The following is a 15,512-nucleotide window of genomic DNA, read 5'->3' on the forward strand; positions in this document are numbered from 1 at the left end:
TTCCCCGCCTGATGCCCACGCATTGAAAAAGCCCCTTGTCCGGCACGAACCGGATAAGGGGCTTTTGCTGCTGCCAGGGCGCAAGGATACGTTTATGATCCTCCGGTACGGCGGCGCTGATTATTCGCTTTTTTGTTGTTTTGGGTCGTCAGCTTTTTGGGGTCGTTGCCATGGAAGCCGCTTTTGTTCGAACCGTTCTGCTGTTTTTTCTGCTCCAGCTTGCTGCGGATCGCTTCGGCCAGATCGACTTTCCGGGTTCCTTTTTCTTCGGTCATGCGGAACTCCTCCTCGCTGCGCGGCCCGGATGCCGTCCCTGGGGGACGAACGTTCGGGCGCGGATTTCTTCTTTATCTTATCCGCTTTCAGGCGGCGGGACAAGCGCCAAATTCGGCGTTCGCCCGCCAGGAGGCCCGCCCGTCGATTCGCTGCGCGGGCCTGCGGGCGCAGCGAGCGGCTCCGCATACGGTACGCGCACCAAAAAGCACCGGCATAAGCCGGTGCTTCGAAGGGAAAAGAGCGTGCGAGGAAGTATCGATTACTCGACTACGATCCAAGCCATACCCATCCAAGTGTAGATTTCTACCCATTGGCCGCTTGCAGGATCAGTCTGGCCTTTGCCAGTCGTATCGAGCTTTTGGGGTCCGAGGTAGCCGATCATCGTGCCGCCTGGGGATTTGTAGAACGGCGTCATACCCGTCAATTGAATCGTAGGAGTCGGGTTAACGGATACTTTCGAAGGATCGTTGGCAATAACCGGGCTTCCTGGCATCATACCCGTAGTCGGGTTAACCATGAAGTTCGGCAGAGCGCCGCTGCTGATGCTTTGCAGCAGAGTGTTGAACGCGTTAACGTCCGCAGCTGCCGTGAATGGGTTGCTTGCGCTCGAAGACAGGACGTAAGTCACGCCACCGCTTGTGTTGAGGGCTTTACCCATAGCATCTTTGTTTGTCATGCTGTTCCATACGCCGCTGTCATAGCCGCGGATCGAAGCGAACACGACTGGTGTAGCATTGGAATCCGTAGGAGTGTATGTAAATTCAACCAGGTATACGCCAGCTTCTCCGCGTGCTTGCAGGGCTGCTGCGTCAAACTCTTGGCTTTTTACTCTTTCGTTCCAAGCCGTTGGGTTTGTGAAGCTAAAAGCGTTTTTGCTTGCAGTGAACTTCGAAGAAGTTGTGCCGGTAACCGGAGCGGTGTAAGTCGTGTCCGTAACCGTTGCAGGTGTTGTCGTTGTAGCTGGAGTTGTTTCAGCTGCCGAAGCGGCTGTCGCCATCGTGCCCATCAGCAGGGCCGAAGCTGTAAGAGTAACTAATTTTTTCATAAGGTGAACCTCCTTGGTATTTTGGGAGCTTGTTTGCTCCATCCTGCTATAACAATAAACTAGACCTTAGTCGGTTGAACCATTTCTTCACAAAAAAATTACGGAATCGTAACTTGTTTTTGCAAGCGCTTGAAGTTTACGTCCGCCGCGAGAAAGTTGCTATAATGATAATGCCAGGTAAATTGCTTGAAAAAAGCGTCTGAACAGAGGTCAAAATAGAGGTCGAAAAAAGAAAATGAATTTTGTCGAAAAAACAAAAAAACCGCTCCCGAAGGAGCGGCTTGGCGAAACGTTGACTTGCTGCATGCATGTTGTGGAACGTTACCTGCGAGCTCCGCGTCCCCGGCCGAAGAACAGCGAGATGACGAACAAAGCCAGGAACACCCAGAACAAGACTTTGAAAATTGCCGCTGCCGCTTCGATGATGCCGACGAATCCGAAGATGCCGAGCACGACCGCGATCACGAGCAGGATCAAAGACCATTTTACCATGACCTTCATCCTCCTTTCAGTATGTAGAATCAAATGCGGGAAAACCTCAGACTAATAGTAGGAAACCAAAAGGTTTCGAGAAAGCTTCGGGTTCCCTGCGTCTCGTAGACAGACATTAACCGGGCACTTTGTCATTGAAACAAAGCTTACATCGGTATTCATGGCGTTGTTTTCGCTTTTGTTTCGGGTCAAAAACCTCAGGGTAACTATGGAGTAGCGCATGAGAGAGTTTTATCCATTATCGAAAAAACGGACGAGAAGAAAGCGAGGTTTTGAATTTGGAAATTTGGCAGTGGGCTGTGCTTATCGTAGCCTTGGCGTTTGTGGCATTGGTGATCTTCCTGATCAAAATGCTGCAAGCGGGAACCAAGACGCTGGAAAATACGGCACAAACGTTGAAAGAAGTACAAAAGACGATGGACGAGCTGACTTACGAGGTCAAACAGATCGTTCGGCACACGAACGACATCGCGCTGGATGCCAACCACAAGCTCAAACAGTTGGATCCGGTCATGGAATCGGTCAAAAACCTCGGACAGCTGCTTAACGAAGTCACGCTGGTGTCGCAGCAGTATTCGCACCGCATGATCGAAAAAGCGAAGCATCACCGGGAAAACAAAGAAAAGCAAAAACACGAGCATGAAGGTGCGGCGATGCTTCCGGAATCGGGACACAGCAAAACCGTTCGCTCTTACGAAGCCACTTACGGATCGGGAGAAAAAGCCGGTGCGCAAAAAATCGTGCAATGGGTCGATACGGGCGTATCGATTTGGCAGAAGTTCCGCCGCTAAGCGAACCTCGGTCCACATGTAACAAGCAACGACGGTTTGCCGGGGAACGGCGGGACTTCCGAAGGCCCTGACGCGACACGAGAGGATGAGGACCATGTTTACAATCATGATGCTGCTGACCGGAATGTTATCTTCCTTTTCGACGCAGGATTTCGCTCCTTCCCATACTTCGGCTGCCCTAGATCCGCCTGCGATTCAGCAGGCGGGTTCTTTTTTGTCACATCAAGACGTTTCACGCGCGAACCTCTATCCCGCTCCGTCCGGTTTCGAGAGCCTGAACGGGCTGACGCTTCGGGACCGGATCGAAGACGCGGAACGTCTGCACGGTCCGGCTTCCCGGCAGGTGCCGGCCTATATGGGCGGGGAAGAACGCCGCTACGGCGAGGCGAACGTCGGCTTGTACGAAGGCTGGATCTATTACGTGTCCGTGCCGGGCGACGCCGGAAGCTTTACGTTGAACGGACACAAGCTGCCGATGGACGCGGACCGGATTCGCGCGTCTCTCGGAACGCCGGACTTCGAAGCCGAAGACGGGTTCGGGTACGCGCATGACGGCCAGGCGATCAAAATCTTCGTCGAGGCGTCTACCGGAACGGTGCGCAGCGTGGATTTGTTCGACGATACGCCGGTGTAAAACAGCCGAATTGCAAAAAAAACATTTTAACTGTTTCATTCTCGTTTGAAGTGGGTAAAATATAATTTGTGCTTGTAGTAACAATCACCTTGCAAAGGAACGTGCACAAATGGATGCTGCCGATGCCAAAGCATACGCCAAGATCGTGGAGAACGGCCTGCAGGCTGTTGAGACGATTCGTCAACTTCGGATGACACTCGAATTGGGCAAGGTTCTGGTCGTCGCATTGACGCCCGTGCTGTAAGCGCCCTGCTGCGTAAACACGTTTATTTGCCGCCCGGGGGCGGATTCGAAGTATAGATAAGGAATGGGACTTTGCTGCCCATTCCTTATCTATGTTTATGGGATCTTTTACAAGAAGTAGATAATAAGGTTGATGCAGGATGGAACGTCAGATATTCGCTGAAAATAGAGGGTTATAATGCGCAAGCGCATAAACAGAGGGAGAGGATTATGAAGATTCTAGTTGTCGACGACAATCCCACCAACGTCATTATCATTCGCGAAATTTTGAAAAAAGAAGACTATCGCAATATCGAGATCGCGGCTTCGGCCCGTGAAATGTTCGCTATTCTCGGCGTGCCCGATCTTGACCCGCAGGTCAAACCGAAAAATTCGGATATTGACCTTATTTTGCTGGACATGATGATGCCGGAGATGGACGGGATCGAAGCGTGCCGGATCGTGCAGACGTACGAACATCTGCGCGATATTCCGATCATCATGGTCACGGCCGTAGGCGATTCCAAAAAGCTGGCGGAAGCGCTCGACGCGGGAGCCGGCGACTACGTCACCAAACCGATCAACAAAGTCGAACTGATGGCCCGCATTCGCCTCGCGCTGCGGCTCAAGCAGGAGAAAGACTGGCATACCGAGCGCGATCAGCGCATTCAGGACGAACTCAAGCTGGCCGCGCTCGTGCAGAACGCGGTGCTCAGCCTTCCGGTCAACGACCGTAACATCCAGATCGATGCGCTGTACAAGCCTTCGTTCGAGCTGGCCGGCGATCTGTACGCCTGGTATCCGCTTGGCGACGGACGTTACGGCATCATCTTGCTGGACATGATGGGGCACGGCATTTCTTCCTCGCTTTTCTGCATGTTTATCGCGTCCGTCCTCAAAGATACCGTCATCACGTACGTCGATCCGGAGAAAGTCATTCAGGAACTCAACCGCCGCTTCAACCAGCTGCATATCGAGAACCAGCTGATCCAGTATTATTTCACGGCCATCTACATGGTCGTCGATACGCGCTTCAAGCGGATTGACTACGTCAATGCGGGGCATCCGCCGGGACTGCTGTTCCGCGGCAGCGGCGAAGTGGCCAAGCTTGAGCGCACGTCGCATCCGGTCGGCCTGTTCGATCGCATCGACGCCGAGCCGCAGACCGTATCCTACGACGGCGAGAGCCACTTGGTCCTGTACACCGACGGTCTGCTGGAAGCGGTTGACGGCGAGCAGGAAGATCAGCTGAATTTCCTCGTCAATCATCTTCGCGAAGGTCATTCGTTCGAAAAAGAGCGGATGGAAGAAGTGTTTTTCGAAGGGGAAGCGGCGGACGACAAATGTCTGGTTTGGATTTCTTTGAAAGAAGGAGCGGCTGAATAGATGAAAATAAAGACCAAACTGGTCGTCGGGTTTACGGCGCTTTTGATCATCATGCTGTCGCTGTCGCTGGTCAGCTACGATCGAATGAGCTATATGAACGACCAGATCGACCGGGTGTACCAGGAACGTTACATGAAAGTCCGGTACAGCAGCGGCATGCGGGGCGAAGTCAACGGTATCGCCACCGAGCTGGCCAACCAGCTGCTCGGCGGACAGGCTGCCGACTTGTCGGCGAGCCGCGTGCTGATCGAGAACGCCAAAGGCCGCGCCCAGACGTATTGGGATTCGATCACTTCGGAAAAAGGCTCCGCCGAAGAACGCCGGCTTGTGCAGAACGTCGGCACAAGCTGGGAGAACTTCTCGAGCTACGAAGCGAACCTCATGCAGCTGCTTGAGAACGGCGATACCCAGCAGGCCCAGACGTACCGGGATACGACGGGCATCGAGCTTCAGCGGGCGGCGCTCGGCGCGCTGAACGAGCTGGCCAGCTACCAGGATCTGCAGGTCGAAGCGGAAGTGGCCAGCGTCAAGGAAGCGTATGAACGCTCGACGCAGATCACGACGGCTTTTCTCGTCGTCGGCCTGCTGCTCGGGCTTGGTATCATGCTGTGGATCATTCCGAGCGTGACGCGCGGACTGAATACCGTGTCGATGATGATCTCGAGCTTCGGCAAAGGCAAGTTGAAAGCGATCCGCCGGATCAAGGTCAAGTCCAAAGACGAGATCGGCAGCGTCGCTACCGTGTTCCAGCAGATGGCGCAGGACATCGAAGAGAAGCAGCGCCTGGAGCGGGAATACATGGAAGCGCAGAACGACCAGGGCTGGATCAATTCCAACATGGCCCGCATCACAGACGTGCTCAAAGGAATCATGTCGCTGGAAAAAGTGTCGCAGACGTTCGTCAGCGAATTCACCCCGATCCTCGGGGCCGAATACGGCGCGCTGTATTTGGCCGGCACGGACAATCCGAACGAACTGAAGCGCTACGGCTCCTACGCTTTCTCGAGCGAGCCGCGGGCGAAGTCTTCGTTCGCGATCGGCGAAGGGCTGCTCGGCCAGAGCGCGGCCGACCGCCGGACGATTCTGCTGGACGAACCGCCCCAGCAGTATATCGAAATCGGTTCGGCGCTCGGGGAGAGCGCTTCGACCCAAATTCTGATCCATCCGATCGTCGCGGAAGAAGAACTGATCGGCGTGTTCGAAATCGCGTCCCTGACGCCGTTCAACCCGCTGCAGCTTCAACTGCTCGATCAGCTGCTCGCCAATCTCGGCGTCATCTTGAACAATATCAACGGACGGCTGCGCGTGGAAGAACTGCTGCGCGAGTCGCAGGCGCTCACCGAAGAACTGCAGTGCCAGTCCGAAGAACTGCAGACCCAGCAGGAGGAACTCAAGCGCTCGAACGAGAACCTGGAATCGCAGGCCGAAGCGCTGCGGCGCTCGGAAGACCTGCTGCAGCGTCAGCAGGAAGAACTGGAGCATTTCAACACCGAGCTGATCGCGAAGACGCGTGCGCTCGAAGAGCAGGTACACGAGACCGAAGAGAAGAATCGGGAAGTGGAACTGGCGCGCGTCCAGCTGGAACGCCAGACGATGCAGCTCGCCGTGTCGAGCAAATACAAATCCGAGTTCCTCGCGAACATGTCGCACGAACTGCGGACGCCGCTGAACAGCCTGCTCATCTTGTCGCAGCTGCTGGCGGAGAACAAAGACGGCAACCTTGCGCCGAAGCAGGTGGAATACGCGCAGACGATCTACATGTCCGGCGCGGATCTGCTGAAGATGATCGACGAGATTCTCGATTTGTCCAAAGTCGACGCCGGCAAAATGGAACTCAACCGCGAACCGGTGCCGATCGAAGAGATCAAGGCGTTCGTCACGAACAACTTCGGGGCCGTCGCCGAGAAGAAAGGCATCGAGCTGAACGTGGAAGCAAGCGACGCCGAACTGCCGACCGCGCTGCTGACCGACGGGCATCGCCTCAATCAGGTGCTGCGCAACCTGCTGTCCAACGCGTTCAAGTTCACTTCCGACGGTTCGGTCACGTTCCGGATTCGCCAGGCGGACCCCGAATATCTGCCGGACTATCTGGAGAAAAAGCGCAAATTTATCGAGTTCTCCGTCATCGACACCGGCATCGGCATTCCGCAGGACAAGACGGACATCGTCTTCGAAGCGTTCCAGCAGGTCGACGGAACGACCAGCCGCAAGTACGGCGGAACCGGGCTCGGTCTCTCGATCAGCCGCGAGCTTGCCAAGCTGCTCGGCGGCGCGATCGAGCTTGAGAGCGAAGAAGGCCAGGGCAGCCGATTCAGTCTGTACATTCCGAAGCTGAGCGCCTATGCTTCCGGCGAAGACGCCGACGCGCGGGAAGAAGCTTCGGCGCAGTCCCGTTCCGAAGAACGGACATCTGCGCGTTCGGTCAAGCCGGCCGCCGTCGCCCCGATCGAGCCGAAGCCGCAGCAGGCCGATATCGAAGACGATCGGGAAGGGCTCGCCCCGCACGACAAAGTGCTGCTGATTATCGAAGACGATCCGAAGTTCGCTGTCATTTTGCGCGATATGGCGCGGAGCTACGGTTACAAGGCGATCGTCGAAGTGCAGGGCGACACCGGTCTCCAGACGGCAAGAAGCCGGATGCCGGACGCGATCATCCTCGATATCCAGCTGCCGGTCATCGACGGCTGGACGATTCTGAGCGAGCTGAAGAGCAGCTCGGAGACGCGCCATATTCCGGTGCACGTCGTGTCGATGGTCGACGACGTCAAGCAGGGCCTGATGATGGGCGCGATCGCGTACCTCAAAAAGCCGGCCGACAAAGACGGGCTGGAACGCGCGTTTTCCTACATCGGTTCGTATGCGGACAAGAGCCTCAAGCATCTGCTGATCGTCGAAGACGACGAGACGCAGCGCAACGCGATTATCGAGCTGATCGGCCACGACGACGTGGCGATCAAGGCGGTCGGTACCGGCTCGCAGGCGCTTGAAGAACTGCAGCGGCATCATTACGACTGCATGGTGCTCGATCTTATGCTGTCCGACATGACCGGCTTCGAGATGCTGGACCGGATTCGCGAAGACGACCGGCTGCGCGACCTGCCGATCATTATCTACACCGGCAAAGACCTGGATTCCAAAGAAGAAACCAAGCTGCGCCAATACGCGGAATCGATTATCGTCAAAGACGTCAAATCGCCGGAACGCCTGCTCGACGAGACGACGCTGTTCCTGCATCGCGTCGAAGCAGACCTTCCGGAAGACAAACGCAAGATTTTGCAAAAGCTGCACAACAAGGAGACGCTGTTCGAAGGCAAAAAGATTTTGCTTGTCGACGACGACGTCCGCAACGTGTTTGCGCTTTCGAGCGTGCTCGAAGGATACCGCATGGACGTGACCTTTGCCGAGAACGGGCGCGAAGCGATCGAGACGCTGGAAGAACGCACCGATTTCGACCTGATTTTGATGGATATGATGATGCCGGAAATGGACGGGTACGAAGCGATGCGCCTGATTCGGCAGATGCCGGGCTTCGAGCGGATTCCGATCATCGCGCTCACGGCGAAAGCGATGAAGGAAGACCGCAGCAAATGTATCGAAGCCGGCGCTTCCGATTACGTCAAAAAGCCGATCCAGACCGAACAGCTTCTTTCCCTGATGCGAGTCTGGTTGTATTCGTAAGAGCAGGAATTGGGTAATAGACAAGGAATAACGACGATTTTGCACATATCGGGGCTGAATTTATGACATTTAACGATTTTAAGGCATTGTCTTTATCGGAAAAAGAACCCGACCTGACGGAAAGAGAAACGATCGAAGCGGATCTGCTGCTCGAAGGCGTGCACCGGATGTACGGATACGATTTCCGGAATTATGCCCGCCCTTCCCTGCTGCGCCGCATTTGGCATCATGCCCATTCGGAAAACCTTACAACCATTTCACAGCTCCAGGACAAAGTGCTGCACGACCGTTCGTGCTTCGAGCGAATGGTACAGAACCTGTCCATTCCCGTGACCGAAATGTTTCGCGATCCCGAACTGTTCCGGACGTTCCGGCGCGAAGTGGTTCCGATCCTGAGAACCTATCCCTATATCCGCATCTGGCACGCGGGCTGCTCCACCGGCGAAGAAGTGTACTCGATGGCGATCCTGCTGCACGAAGAAGGACTGTACGAAAAAGCCCGCATCTATGCGACGGACATGAACGACCGTTCGCTGCAGCAGGCCAAAGAAGGCATTTACGGGATCGACAAAATGAAGCTGTACACGAAAAACTATTTGGAAGCCGGGGGAACACAATCTTTTTCCGACTATTACACCGCCAAATACAATTCGGTCATGCTGCAGCCTTTTTTGCGCAAGAACATCATTTTTGCCGAGCATAACCTGGCGACGGATCGCTCGTTCAACGAGTTCAACGTCATTTTTTGCCGCAACGTCATGATCTATTTCAACGATACGCTCCGGGATCAGGTGCATGGACTGTTTTACGAGAGTCTCAGCCGTTTCGGCATGCTCGTGCTCGGGTCCAAAGAGTCCATTCACTTCACCCGCTTCAGCGATTGTTACGAACCGCTGGATCGGGTCGAGAAGATCTATCGGAAGATTAAATAGAAAGAGTAGGGGGATTCCATGGGGGTTCAAGAGCCGATTCACATCCTGTTGGTCGACGACCGTCCGGAAAACTTGCTCGCTTTGGAAGCCGTGCTGGGCAGTGAGCGTTATACGTTGATCAAAGCGACTTCGGGCGAAGAAGCGCTGCGCTGCCTGCTCAAAGACGAGTTCGCGGTCATCGTCCTCGATGTCCAAATGCCGGGCATGGACGGAATCGAGACCGCGAAGCTGGTTAAGGCCAGAGAGAAGACCAAGGATATTCCGATCATCTTCATATCCGCCAATAGCAAAGAATCCGAGCATCTGTTTGCCGGATATTCCGCGGGCGCGATCGACTATATGGTCAAACCGTTTATCCCCCAGATTTTGAAATCCAAAATCGAGGGGTTCGTTAGCATGTATTTGGCCAACAAGCGCCTCAAAGATCAGAGTAAGCTGCTGCACCAGAAAACGCAGGAGCTGGAAAAGATCAATGAGGAGCTGGTCAAGGCCAAGGAAGCGGCCGAGATCGCGGTCAAAGCCAAAACGGAGTTTCTGGCCATGATGAGCCACGAGATCCGTACGCCGATGAACGGGGTAATCGGCATGATCGACCTGCTGATGGAAACGGAATTGAAGCCGGAACAAAAAGAATATACGGAAATCATTCGGGGAAGCGCAGACGCGCTCGTGACGGTCATCAACGACATCTTGGACTTTACCAAAATGGAATCCGGCAAAATGGAGCTCGAAGAGCATCCGTTCGAATTGAAGACATGCATCGGCGAAGTGTTCAATCTCTTTACGATGGAGACGGCGCGCAAAAATCTGGAAATGGTGTACTTCACCGAAGATTCGGTGCCGGAACTGCTATATGGGGATATGGCGCGGCTGCGGCAGGTGCTGATCAATCTGGTCGCCAACGCCGTGAAGTTTACCGATCGCGGCGGCATCTACCTCGTCGTCTCGACGCGCGGCGAAGAAGACGGCCGCCTGACGCTGGAGTTTGCGGTCAAAGATACCGGTATCGGCATCTCGCCGGACAAGATCAACCGGCTGTTCCAGCCGTTCTCCCAGCTCGATTCTTCGATGACGCGCAAATACGGCGGCACCGGCCTCGGCCTTGCGATCTGCAAAACGCTCGTCGAAATGATGGGCGGCGAGATCCGGGTCGAAGCGATGGAAGAAGGAGGGGCCACTTTCGTGTTCACGATCCAGGTACAAAGCTTCCAACCGGAAGATCCCGGTCCTTTTCGCGGCGAACCGTTGACGGTGCCGCGCGACAAAGCCGGCATGCCGGCTTCGGTGCTGATCGTGGACGACCATCCGGTCAACCGCAAGCTGATGACGAGCATGCTGCAGAAGATGGACATCTCTTCGGACGCCGCGGAAGACGGCGAGCAGGCGCTTCGTATGTTGGCGAGACGTCCTTACGACTACGTGTTCATGGATTTGCAGATGCCGGTCATGGACGGGCTGGAAGCGACCCGCAAGATCCGGACGCTTTTCGCGGACGATCGCGGACCGGTCGTCGTGGCGATGACGGCCAACGTCATGAACGATATCCAGCAGCGCTGCAGCGAAGCGGGCATGGACGATTACATCAGCAAGCCGGTCAAAATGGCAGGGATCAAACAGGTCTTTTCGCGCCATCGATCGGGGTACGGCGGGTTCGCCATAAAAAAAGCGGCACATTGAATATAAAACCTGATTTTTTGCAACTTTTGGTATCGAAGACGTGGTAAGCTAAGGGTACGCCGGGTTTCAATTGCTTGGTTTATGTTTAATAAGTTTAGAAAACATTTTTTTAGGGAGAATGTCTATGACCACAAATAAAAGCGATAAGTTTAATGCAAGAACGGTTCTGGAAGAAGGCAAAAGCGTTGTTTACTTGAGCGGAGAGCTCGATTTGTCCGTAGCACCGGATTTTCGCCTCGTGATGGAGCCGCTTGTAGGGGACTCTGATGTCGATCTGGTAATCAATCTCAAAGATTTGAAGTACATCGACAGTACGGGAATTGGCATTTTGCTGTCTATTTTGAAAGCCCGGCATTCCGCGAATGCTTCGTTCAGCGTAGCAGAAGTGCCGACACAAATTCAAAAACTGTTTGATATGACAGGCATTGCCAAATTTTTTGAACCCCAAGGGAATTCCCAATAGGAAAGGATCGAACAACGCATGAAAGCAGATCAAACCGTTACCCTCAACTTACCGGCTACCGCCGACTACGTGGATATTGTACGGCTGAACCTGTACGGCATCGCGTCCAAGATGGGCTTTTCCTATGAAGACATCGAAGATATGAAAGTCGCCGTATCCGAAGCTTGCAATAACTCGGTTCTATACGCTTACGGACAGGAAGGAGGATTGGTTGAAGTCATCTTCGGAGTCAACGGAGAAGAACTCACCATCACCGTCAAGGACGAAGGCGTAAGTTTCTCGCTGCCGCAGGAGAAGTCCGATGCTTCCACCCTGCACGACAAAGAACTGCATGACGTGGAAATCGGCGGGCTCGGTTTCTATCTGATGCAAGCTCTGATGGACGACGTTAGCGTTGCCAGCGAGAGCGGAAAAGGAACGCAGGTCATCTTGACCAAGCGTCTCACCAGGAGTGAGGAGAAAGTATGAACGATAAAGTGACCCCGCCTGAATCCATGTCGGAAGCGGTATCCTTGATCTGGGAATATCAACAGACCAAGGATAACGAAATCGCCACGGTGCTCATCAAAAAGTACGAGCCGATGGTCAAGATGGCCGCAGGCAAGATTGCCAGAAACCGGCCCGATCTTTATGAAGACTTGTATCAGGTTGGTCAAATGGCGTTAATCCGCCTGCTTCAACAGTACGATATCCAATTGGGAATTCCTTTTGAGCCTTATGCGATGAAGAGCATGATCGGGCATATGAAGAACTTTTTGCGCGATAAATCGTGGTACATTCAAGTGCCAAGAAGAATCAAGGAAAAAGGAGCGCTTGTCCAACAAGCGATCGACGAACTGACCGTTCGGTTGGAGCGCTCTCCCGATGTCAAGGAAATCGCGCAGTATCTCGACCTCAGCGTAGAAGAAACGGTCGAAGTGCTGGCCGGGCGCGAATGTTACCATTATGTATCTCTGGATTCTCCCCTGTCCCAGGAAGAGAGTGCGGCGACGCTCGGCGAGCTGATCAGTTCGGACGTGAACGATTACGATACGGTCGAACGGCGCATGGACCTTCAGCAGGCTTTGAGCCAACTGAAGGAACAGGAGCAGAAAGTGCTGCTGCTGGCCTTCCAGGAAGGACAATCGCAGCGGGCGATCGCTCAGAAGCTGGGCGTGTCCCAGATGAGCGTATCGCGGATTCAGAAGCGAGCGACCGAGAAACTCAAACAGATCATGTCCAATTCTTCTTCGTTATGATGAATATCGATATAAATAGCCAGGCCGTCTTCCTTGCGTACGCAGAGACAGCCTGGCTATTTTGTTGATTCCGCTGATCGGGATCAGGCTCCGCCGTTTCGGCCCTGCTGAATCAAGCTGCCCATATAGTCGAAGAAATCGCTGACGTAAGGAACGCCCAGGCTGGCCATGACGGAAGCGATCCAGGTCAGCAGCGCGATGACGACGACCGTGCCGACGGACAGGCCCAGACCGCGGGCAATGCCGGCCGTGAAGTTGGAGATGATACGCCGTTTCCAATCGGTGTAGTTCTCGACAAGATCTTTGAAATCGCCTTTTCGCAAAGCGATCGAAATATCTTCCAGCTGCTTGTTCAGTCGGGTCACTTCGTGACGAAGCTCGAACGGGTGATCTTTCGACAGATCCTGGGGACGAAGCGTTCCGTCCTGGGTCCGCTCATTTTGCTCGATCGTTCCGCTGGCGAATCGATCGCCCGGATTCGGTCGGGTCTCTGTAGGTGCCATGGTTGAATACCCCGCTTTCGGTCAAGTTGTTGGAGCTGGGAAGCCGGAGAAGGTCGATAAAAAAAGCCGGCTGATTCCAGCCGGCTTCTAAGCGTGCATCAGGGATTAAAGAACCGGTTTGCCGTTTGTGGAGTTACCGGAGTTCGAATTGCCGGAAGTCGAGCTGCCCAGGTTCGGGGTACCCGGAGTCGTGCTGCCGGAGTTCGATCCGCCCGTATTGGCAGTCTTGATTTCCTTTTTGGCTTCTTCGACTTTTTCGGCCGTTTCTTTCATCGCTTCCTTGTCCGCTTTGGCGGCTTCGTCCGCTACGTCGGCAGAAGCAGATTTGACCGCTTCGCCTACGTCTGCAGAAGCGTCTTTGACGACTTCGGCTACGTCAGCGCTGTTTTTGCGTACCGATTGAACGACGTTCGACGTTTTTTCGGATACGGATTGAGCCAGCGTCGTCGCTTTGTCGCTCACGACGGTAGCAGCCGTTTTGGCTTTGTCGCCTACGAGAGTAGCTGCGCTGGTCGCTTTGTCGCCGACTACCGTAGCGGTATCTTTGACTTTGAGGCCGATTGTGCTGGCCGCACCTTTGGTCTTGTCGGTAGCTACGCCGACTTTGTCGGAGATGTCGCTGCGAAGATCGCGACCCGGTTTCGGTGCGAACAGCAGGGCTGCCGCGGCACCGATCAATCCGCCGATCAGTACGCCTTTATAGAAGGTAGAACCGCTTTGCAATGGGTATTCTCTTTCTGCTTCGTTCATCATCAATCACTCCTTAAGTGTAGTCGGAGGCCGGAAGGCCGTAACCGAATTGGGATGCTGCTGTTTGAACTTGCTTGCGTGTGGATCTTTACGTTACTCGAATCTGTTAAGCTGCGCGTCTGAACGTTCGGGCAAGCAGCTCCGGCACTCGGCTCGCTTCCGTTACCGGCATTCCGCTGCCGACGCCTCGTTCAGCTTGCTGCGCCGCTGCTCTTAATTGCTATATAAACGCTGCTTTTCCCGCTGAAACAGGCAAGCGGCGTATAGCGGTGCAAACGCAGGCGTTTGTGTCAGGTCCGGAAAACGCAAAAACCCGGCTTTTGGCTCGGAAAAGAGCACAAAAGGCCGGGATTGGCATAAGATGTAGGTTCTGGGGAGAGGTTCGGCGATTTCGCGCTTATTTCCGGCGTAAACGGCCCAATTCGGACGCGACCGCTTCCACTTCGGAAATACTGAGAGTAGGCTTGCTCATGACGACTTCATAGACGTCTTGAATGTCTTCGTACTGCTCGATCGAAAACGAGGAAGACTGCATCGCCGCTCCGGAAGCCATGCGAAGCTTGGTCTTGATGCCTTCGATCATGTATTCTACGTTTTCTTGCGTTTTGTTGGACAAATCCATGCGTAATCTCCTTCCGTCATCCTTTTCCGTCGATAGACCCGACGGCTCATGTTCCCCATTGTAGCACGATCCCAAGACGGACTCACCTTTTTTTGCAGAACACCGGTCAAGTGGGTTAAAATCGTAAGGAATGCGGCGCGCGCGTCCCGGACGCGCGTACGGCTTAACCGGGATGAAGAGGAGAACGAAAGAGTGAGCATAAGCGAATCGGTATGGGCCCGAACGGACGGCGGCAGACGACAAGACCGCTTCACGGGGATCGGGCCGCTGTTTGCGGAACTGGCGGATCGGCATGGCCCGGAACAATTGTTGTTTTTGTGCATCGGCACGGACCGCTCCAGCGGGGACGCGTTCGGCCCGCTGGTCGGGACGCGGCTGAAAGCGGCCGGATTTCCGCATGTCGTCGGAACGCTGGAGAAGCCGTGCGACGCGACCAATCTGGGGACGATCGCCGCTGCGCTGCCGCCCGAACTTACCGTCGTGGCCGTCGATGCCTGCCTCGGCAAGCCCGGTTCGGTCGGTACTTTTGTGGCGCTGCGCGGGCCGCTCGTTCCGGCCGCTTCCATGAAAGGGGCTTTTGCCCCCGTCGGCGCCTACAGCATTGCGGCAGTCGTCAATATGAACGGGCCGAAGCCGTATCAGACGCTACAAACGTCGTCGCTGCGCCTCGTGCTGGATATGGCCGACCGGGCTGCGGCCGCGGCGGAAGCGGCATTCGGATTGGGACCCGGCGATTTCGTTCGGCGTCCCCAAGATTTTCACGAACGTCCATAAGATCTTCATGAGACAAGCGTCCATCCTAC

The 15,512-nt window shown here is 54.7% G+C and carries 17 protein-coding genes; 11 read left to right on the forward strand and 6 right to left on the reverse strand.

The annotated features are described in order from the left end of the window. Nucleotides 1-92: 92 nt before the first annotated feature. From FTE24_RS01665 to FTE24_RS01675, 3 genes are all read right to left on the reverse strand, one after another. Nucleotides 93-275 carry a hypothetical protein gene (locus FTE24_RS01665; RefSeq protein ID WP_141447197.1) on the reverse strand — a complete coding sequence of 61 codons (183 nt, stop codon included), beginning with the start codon at nucleotides 273-275 and terminating at the stop codon, nucleotides 93-95. Nucleotides 276-535: 260 nt separating this feature from the next. Next, nucleotides 536-1,321 carry a hypothetical protein gene (locus FTE24_RS01670; RefSeq protein WP_150235422.1) on the reverse strand — a complete coding sequence of 262 codons (786 nt, stop codon included), beginning with the start codon at nucleotides 1,319-1,321 and terminating at the stop codon, nucleotides 536-538. A 321-nt stretch (nucleotides 1,322-1,642) separates the two neighbouring features. Beyond that, complete coding sequence (locus FTE24_RS01675; protein ID WP_150235425.1) at nucleotides 1,643-1,813, reverse strand: DUF1328 domain-containing protein; 171 nt, start codon at nucleotides 1,811-1,813, stop codon at nucleotides 1,643-1,645. Nucleotides 1,814-2,085: 272 nt separating this feature from the next. Between FTE24_RS01675 and FTE24_RS01680 the strand changes: the two genes are divergently transcribed. The 10 genes from FTE24_RS01680 to FTE24_RS01720 all read left to right on the forward strand — a co-directional run bounded on the left by FTE24_RS01680 (nucleotide 2,086) and on the right by FTE24_RS01720 (nucleotide 12,834). Next, nucleotides 2,086-2,604: a DUF948 domain-containing protein gene (locus FTE24_RS01680; protein WP_160441615.1), complete on the forward strand. Its 519-nt coding sequence runs from the start codon at nucleotides 2,086-2,088 to the stop codon at nucleotides 2,602-2,604. A gap of 94 nt (nucleotides 2,605-2,698) precedes the next feature. Next, on the forward strand, nucleotides 2,699-3,238 hold the full coding sequence (locus FTE24_RS01685) for a hypothetical protein (protein ID WP_150235429.1): 540 nt from the start codon (nucleotides 2,699-2,701) through the stop codon (nucleotides 3,236-3,238). A 109-nt stretch (nucleotides 3,239-3,347) separates the two neighbouring features. Then, a complete protein-coding gene (locus FTE24_RS23410) occupies nucleotides 3,348-3,482 on the forward strand; it encodes a hypothetical protein (protein ID WP_272915048.1) in 135 nt (44 codons plus the stop codon). A gap of 209 nt (nucleotides 3,483-3,691) precedes the next feature. Beyond that, nucleotides 3,692-4,846 (forward strand): PP2C family protein-serine/threonine phosphatase, encoded by a 1,155-nt coding sequence (locus FTE24_RS01690; protein WP_150235431.1) that lies wholly within the window; start codon nucleotides 3,692-3,694, stop codon nucleotides 4,844-4,846. Next, nucleotides 4,847-8,524 carry a response regulator gene (locus FTE24_RS01695; RefSeq protein WP_150235433.1) on the forward strand — a complete coding sequence of 1,226 codons (3,678 nt, stop codon included), beginning with the start codon at nucleotides 4,847-4,849 and terminating at the stop codon, nucleotides 8,522-8,524. 62 nt (nucleotides 8,525-8,586) lie between these two features. Then, on the forward strand, nucleotides 8,587-9,456 hold the full coding sequence (locus tag FTE24_RS01700; protein WP_150235435.1) for a CheR family methyltransferase: 870 nt from the start codon (nucleotides 8,587-8,589) through the stop codon (nucleotides 9,454-9,456). 18 nt (nucleotides 9,457-9,474) lie between these two features. Beyond that, a complete protein-coding gene (locus tag FTE24_RS01705; protein ID WP_150235437.1) occupies nucleotides 9,475-11,133 on the forward strand; it encodes a response regulator in 1,659 nt (552 codons plus the stop codon). 124 nt (nucleotides 11,134-11,257) lie between these two features. Next, nucleotides 11,258-11,596, forward strand: a complete 339-nt coding sequence (locus tag FTE24_RS01710; protein WP_141447188.1) for an STAS domain-containing protein — start codon at nucleotides 11,258-11,260, stop codon at nucleotides 11,594-11,596. Nucleotides 11,597-11,614: 18 nt separating this feature from the next. Further along, nucleotides 11,615-12,064: an anti-sigma B factor RsbW gene (gene rsbW, locus FTE24_RS01715; RefSeq protein ID WP_141447187.1), complete on the forward strand. Its 450-nt coding sequence runs from the start codon at nucleotides 11,615-11,617 to the stop codon at nucleotides 12,062-12,064. Then, on the forward strand, nucleotides 12,061-12,834 hold the full coding sequence (locus FTE24_RS01720) for a sigma-70 family RNA polymerase sigma factor (protein WP_037291373.1): 774 nt from the start codon (nucleotides 12,061-12,063) through the stop codon (nucleotides 12,832-12,834). The genes rsbW and FTE24_RS01720 overlap by 4 nt, the downstream gene beginning before the upstream one ends. Nucleotides 12,835-12,917: 83 nt before the next feature. Here FTE24_RS01720 and FTE24_RS01725 read toward each other — a convergent pair whose 3' ends face one another. The 3 genes from FTE24_RS01725 to FTE24_RS01735 all read right to left on the reverse strand — a co-directional run bounded on the left by FTE24_RS01725 (nucleotide 12,918) and on the right by FTE24_RS01735 (nucleotide 14,709). Then, nucleotides 12,918-13,337, reverse strand: coding sequence for a DUF5665 domain-containing protein (locus tag FTE24_RS01725; RefSeq protein WP_237401584.1), 420 nt, complete (start codon nucleotides 13,335-13,337; stop codon nucleotides 12,918-12,920). Between the two features lie 105 nt (nucleotides 13,338-13,442). Further along, complete coding sequence (locus FTE24_RS01730) at nucleotides 13,443-14,087, reverse strand: YtxH domain-containing protein (protein WP_150235438.1); 645 nt, start codon at nucleotides 14,085-14,087, stop codon at nucleotides 13,443-13,445. A gap of 397 nt (nucleotides 14,088-14,484) precedes the next feature. Continuing rightward, the gene (locus FTE24_RS01735; RefSeq protein WP_150235440.1) at nucleotides 14,485-14,709 is read right to left on the reverse strand and encodes a DUF1128 domain-containing protein; all 225 of its coding nucleotides are present in this window, start codon (nucleotides 14,707-14,709) and stop codon (nucleotides 14,485-14,487) included. A 192-nt stretch (nucleotides 14,710-14,901) separates the two neighbouring features. Between FTE24_RS01735 and yyaC the strand changes: the two genes are divergently transcribed. Further along, nucleotides 14,902-15,483 carry a spore protease YyaC gene (gene yyaC / locus FTE24_RS01740; protein ID WP_150235442.1) on the forward strand — a complete coding sequence of 194 codons (582 nt, stop codon included), beginning with the start codon at nucleotides 14,902-14,904 and terminating at the stop codon, nucleotides 15,481-15,483. Nucleotides 15,484-15,512 lie beyond the last annotated feature (29 nt).

Origin of the sequence: Saccharibacillus sp. WB 17 (genome assembly GCF_008634075.2) — a bacterium.
In the GTDB taxonomy this organism is placed as follows: domain Bacteria; phylum Bacillota; class Bacilli; order Paenibacillales; family Paenibacillaceae; genus Saccharibacillus; species Saccharibacillus brassicae.

Bases quoted from the DNA above. Each gene is read 5' to 3' on its own strand.
- FTE24_RS01675 (WP_150235425.1), bottom strand. From the start codon at position 1,813: ATGGTAAAATGGTCTTTGATCCTGCTCGTGATCGCGGTCGTGCTCGGC.
- rsbW (WP_141447187.1), top strand. From the start codon at position 11,615: ATGAAAGCAGATCAAACCGTTACCCTCAACTTACCGGCTACCGCCGAC.
- FTE24_RS01695 (WP_150235433.1), top strand. From the start codon at position 4,847: ATGAAAATAAAGACCAAACTGGTCGTCGGGTTTACGGCGCTTTTGATC.
- FTE24_RS01710 (WP_141447188.1), top strand. From the start codon at position 11,258: ATGACCACAAATAAAAGCGATAAGTTTAATGCAAGAACGGTTCTGGAA.
- FTE24_RS01685 (WP_150235429.1), top strand. From the start codon at position 2,699: ATGTTTACAATCATGATGCTGCTGACCGGAATGTTATCTTCCTTTTCG.
- FTE24_RS01700 (WP_150235435.1), top strand. From the start codon at position 8,587: ATGACATTTAACGATTTTAAGGCATTGTCTTTATCGGAAAAAGAACCC.
- FTE24_RS01730 (WP_150235438.1), bottom strand. From the start codon at position 14,087: ATGAACGAAGCAGAAAGAGAATACCCATTGCAAAGCGGTTCTACCTTC.
- FTE24_RS01670 (WP_150235422.1), bottom strand. From the start codon at position 1,321: ATGAAAAAATTAGTTACTCTTACAGCTTCGGCCCTGCTGATGGGCACG.
- FTE24_RS01725 (WP_237401584.1), bottom strand. From the start codon at position 13,337: ATGGCACCTACAGAGACCCGACCGAATCCGGGCGATCGATTCGCCAGC.
- FTE24_RS01705 (WP_150235437.1), top strand. From the start codon at position 9,475: ATGGGGGTTCAAGAGCCGATTCACATCCTGTTGGTCGACGACCGTCCG.
- FTE24_RS01720 (WP_037291373.1), top strand. From the start codon at position 12,061: ATGAACGATAAAGTGACCCCGCCTGAATCCATGTCGGAAGCGGTATCC.
- FTE24_RS23410 (WP_272915048.1), top strand. From the start codon at position 3,348: ATGGATGCTGCCGATGCCAAAGCATACGCCAAGATCGTGGAGAACGGC.
- FTE24_RS01690 (WP_150235431.1), top strand. From the start codon at position 3,692: ATGAAGATTCTAGTTGTCGACGACAATCCCACCAACGTCATTATCATT.
- FTE24_RS01735 (WP_150235440.1), bottom strand. From the start codon at position 14,709: ATGGATTTGTCCAACAAAACGCAAGAAAACGTAGAATACATGATCGAA.
- FTE24_RS01665 (WP_141447197.1), bottom strand. From the start codon at position 275: ATGACCGAAGAAAAAGGAACCCGGAAAGTCGATCTGGCCGAAGCGATC.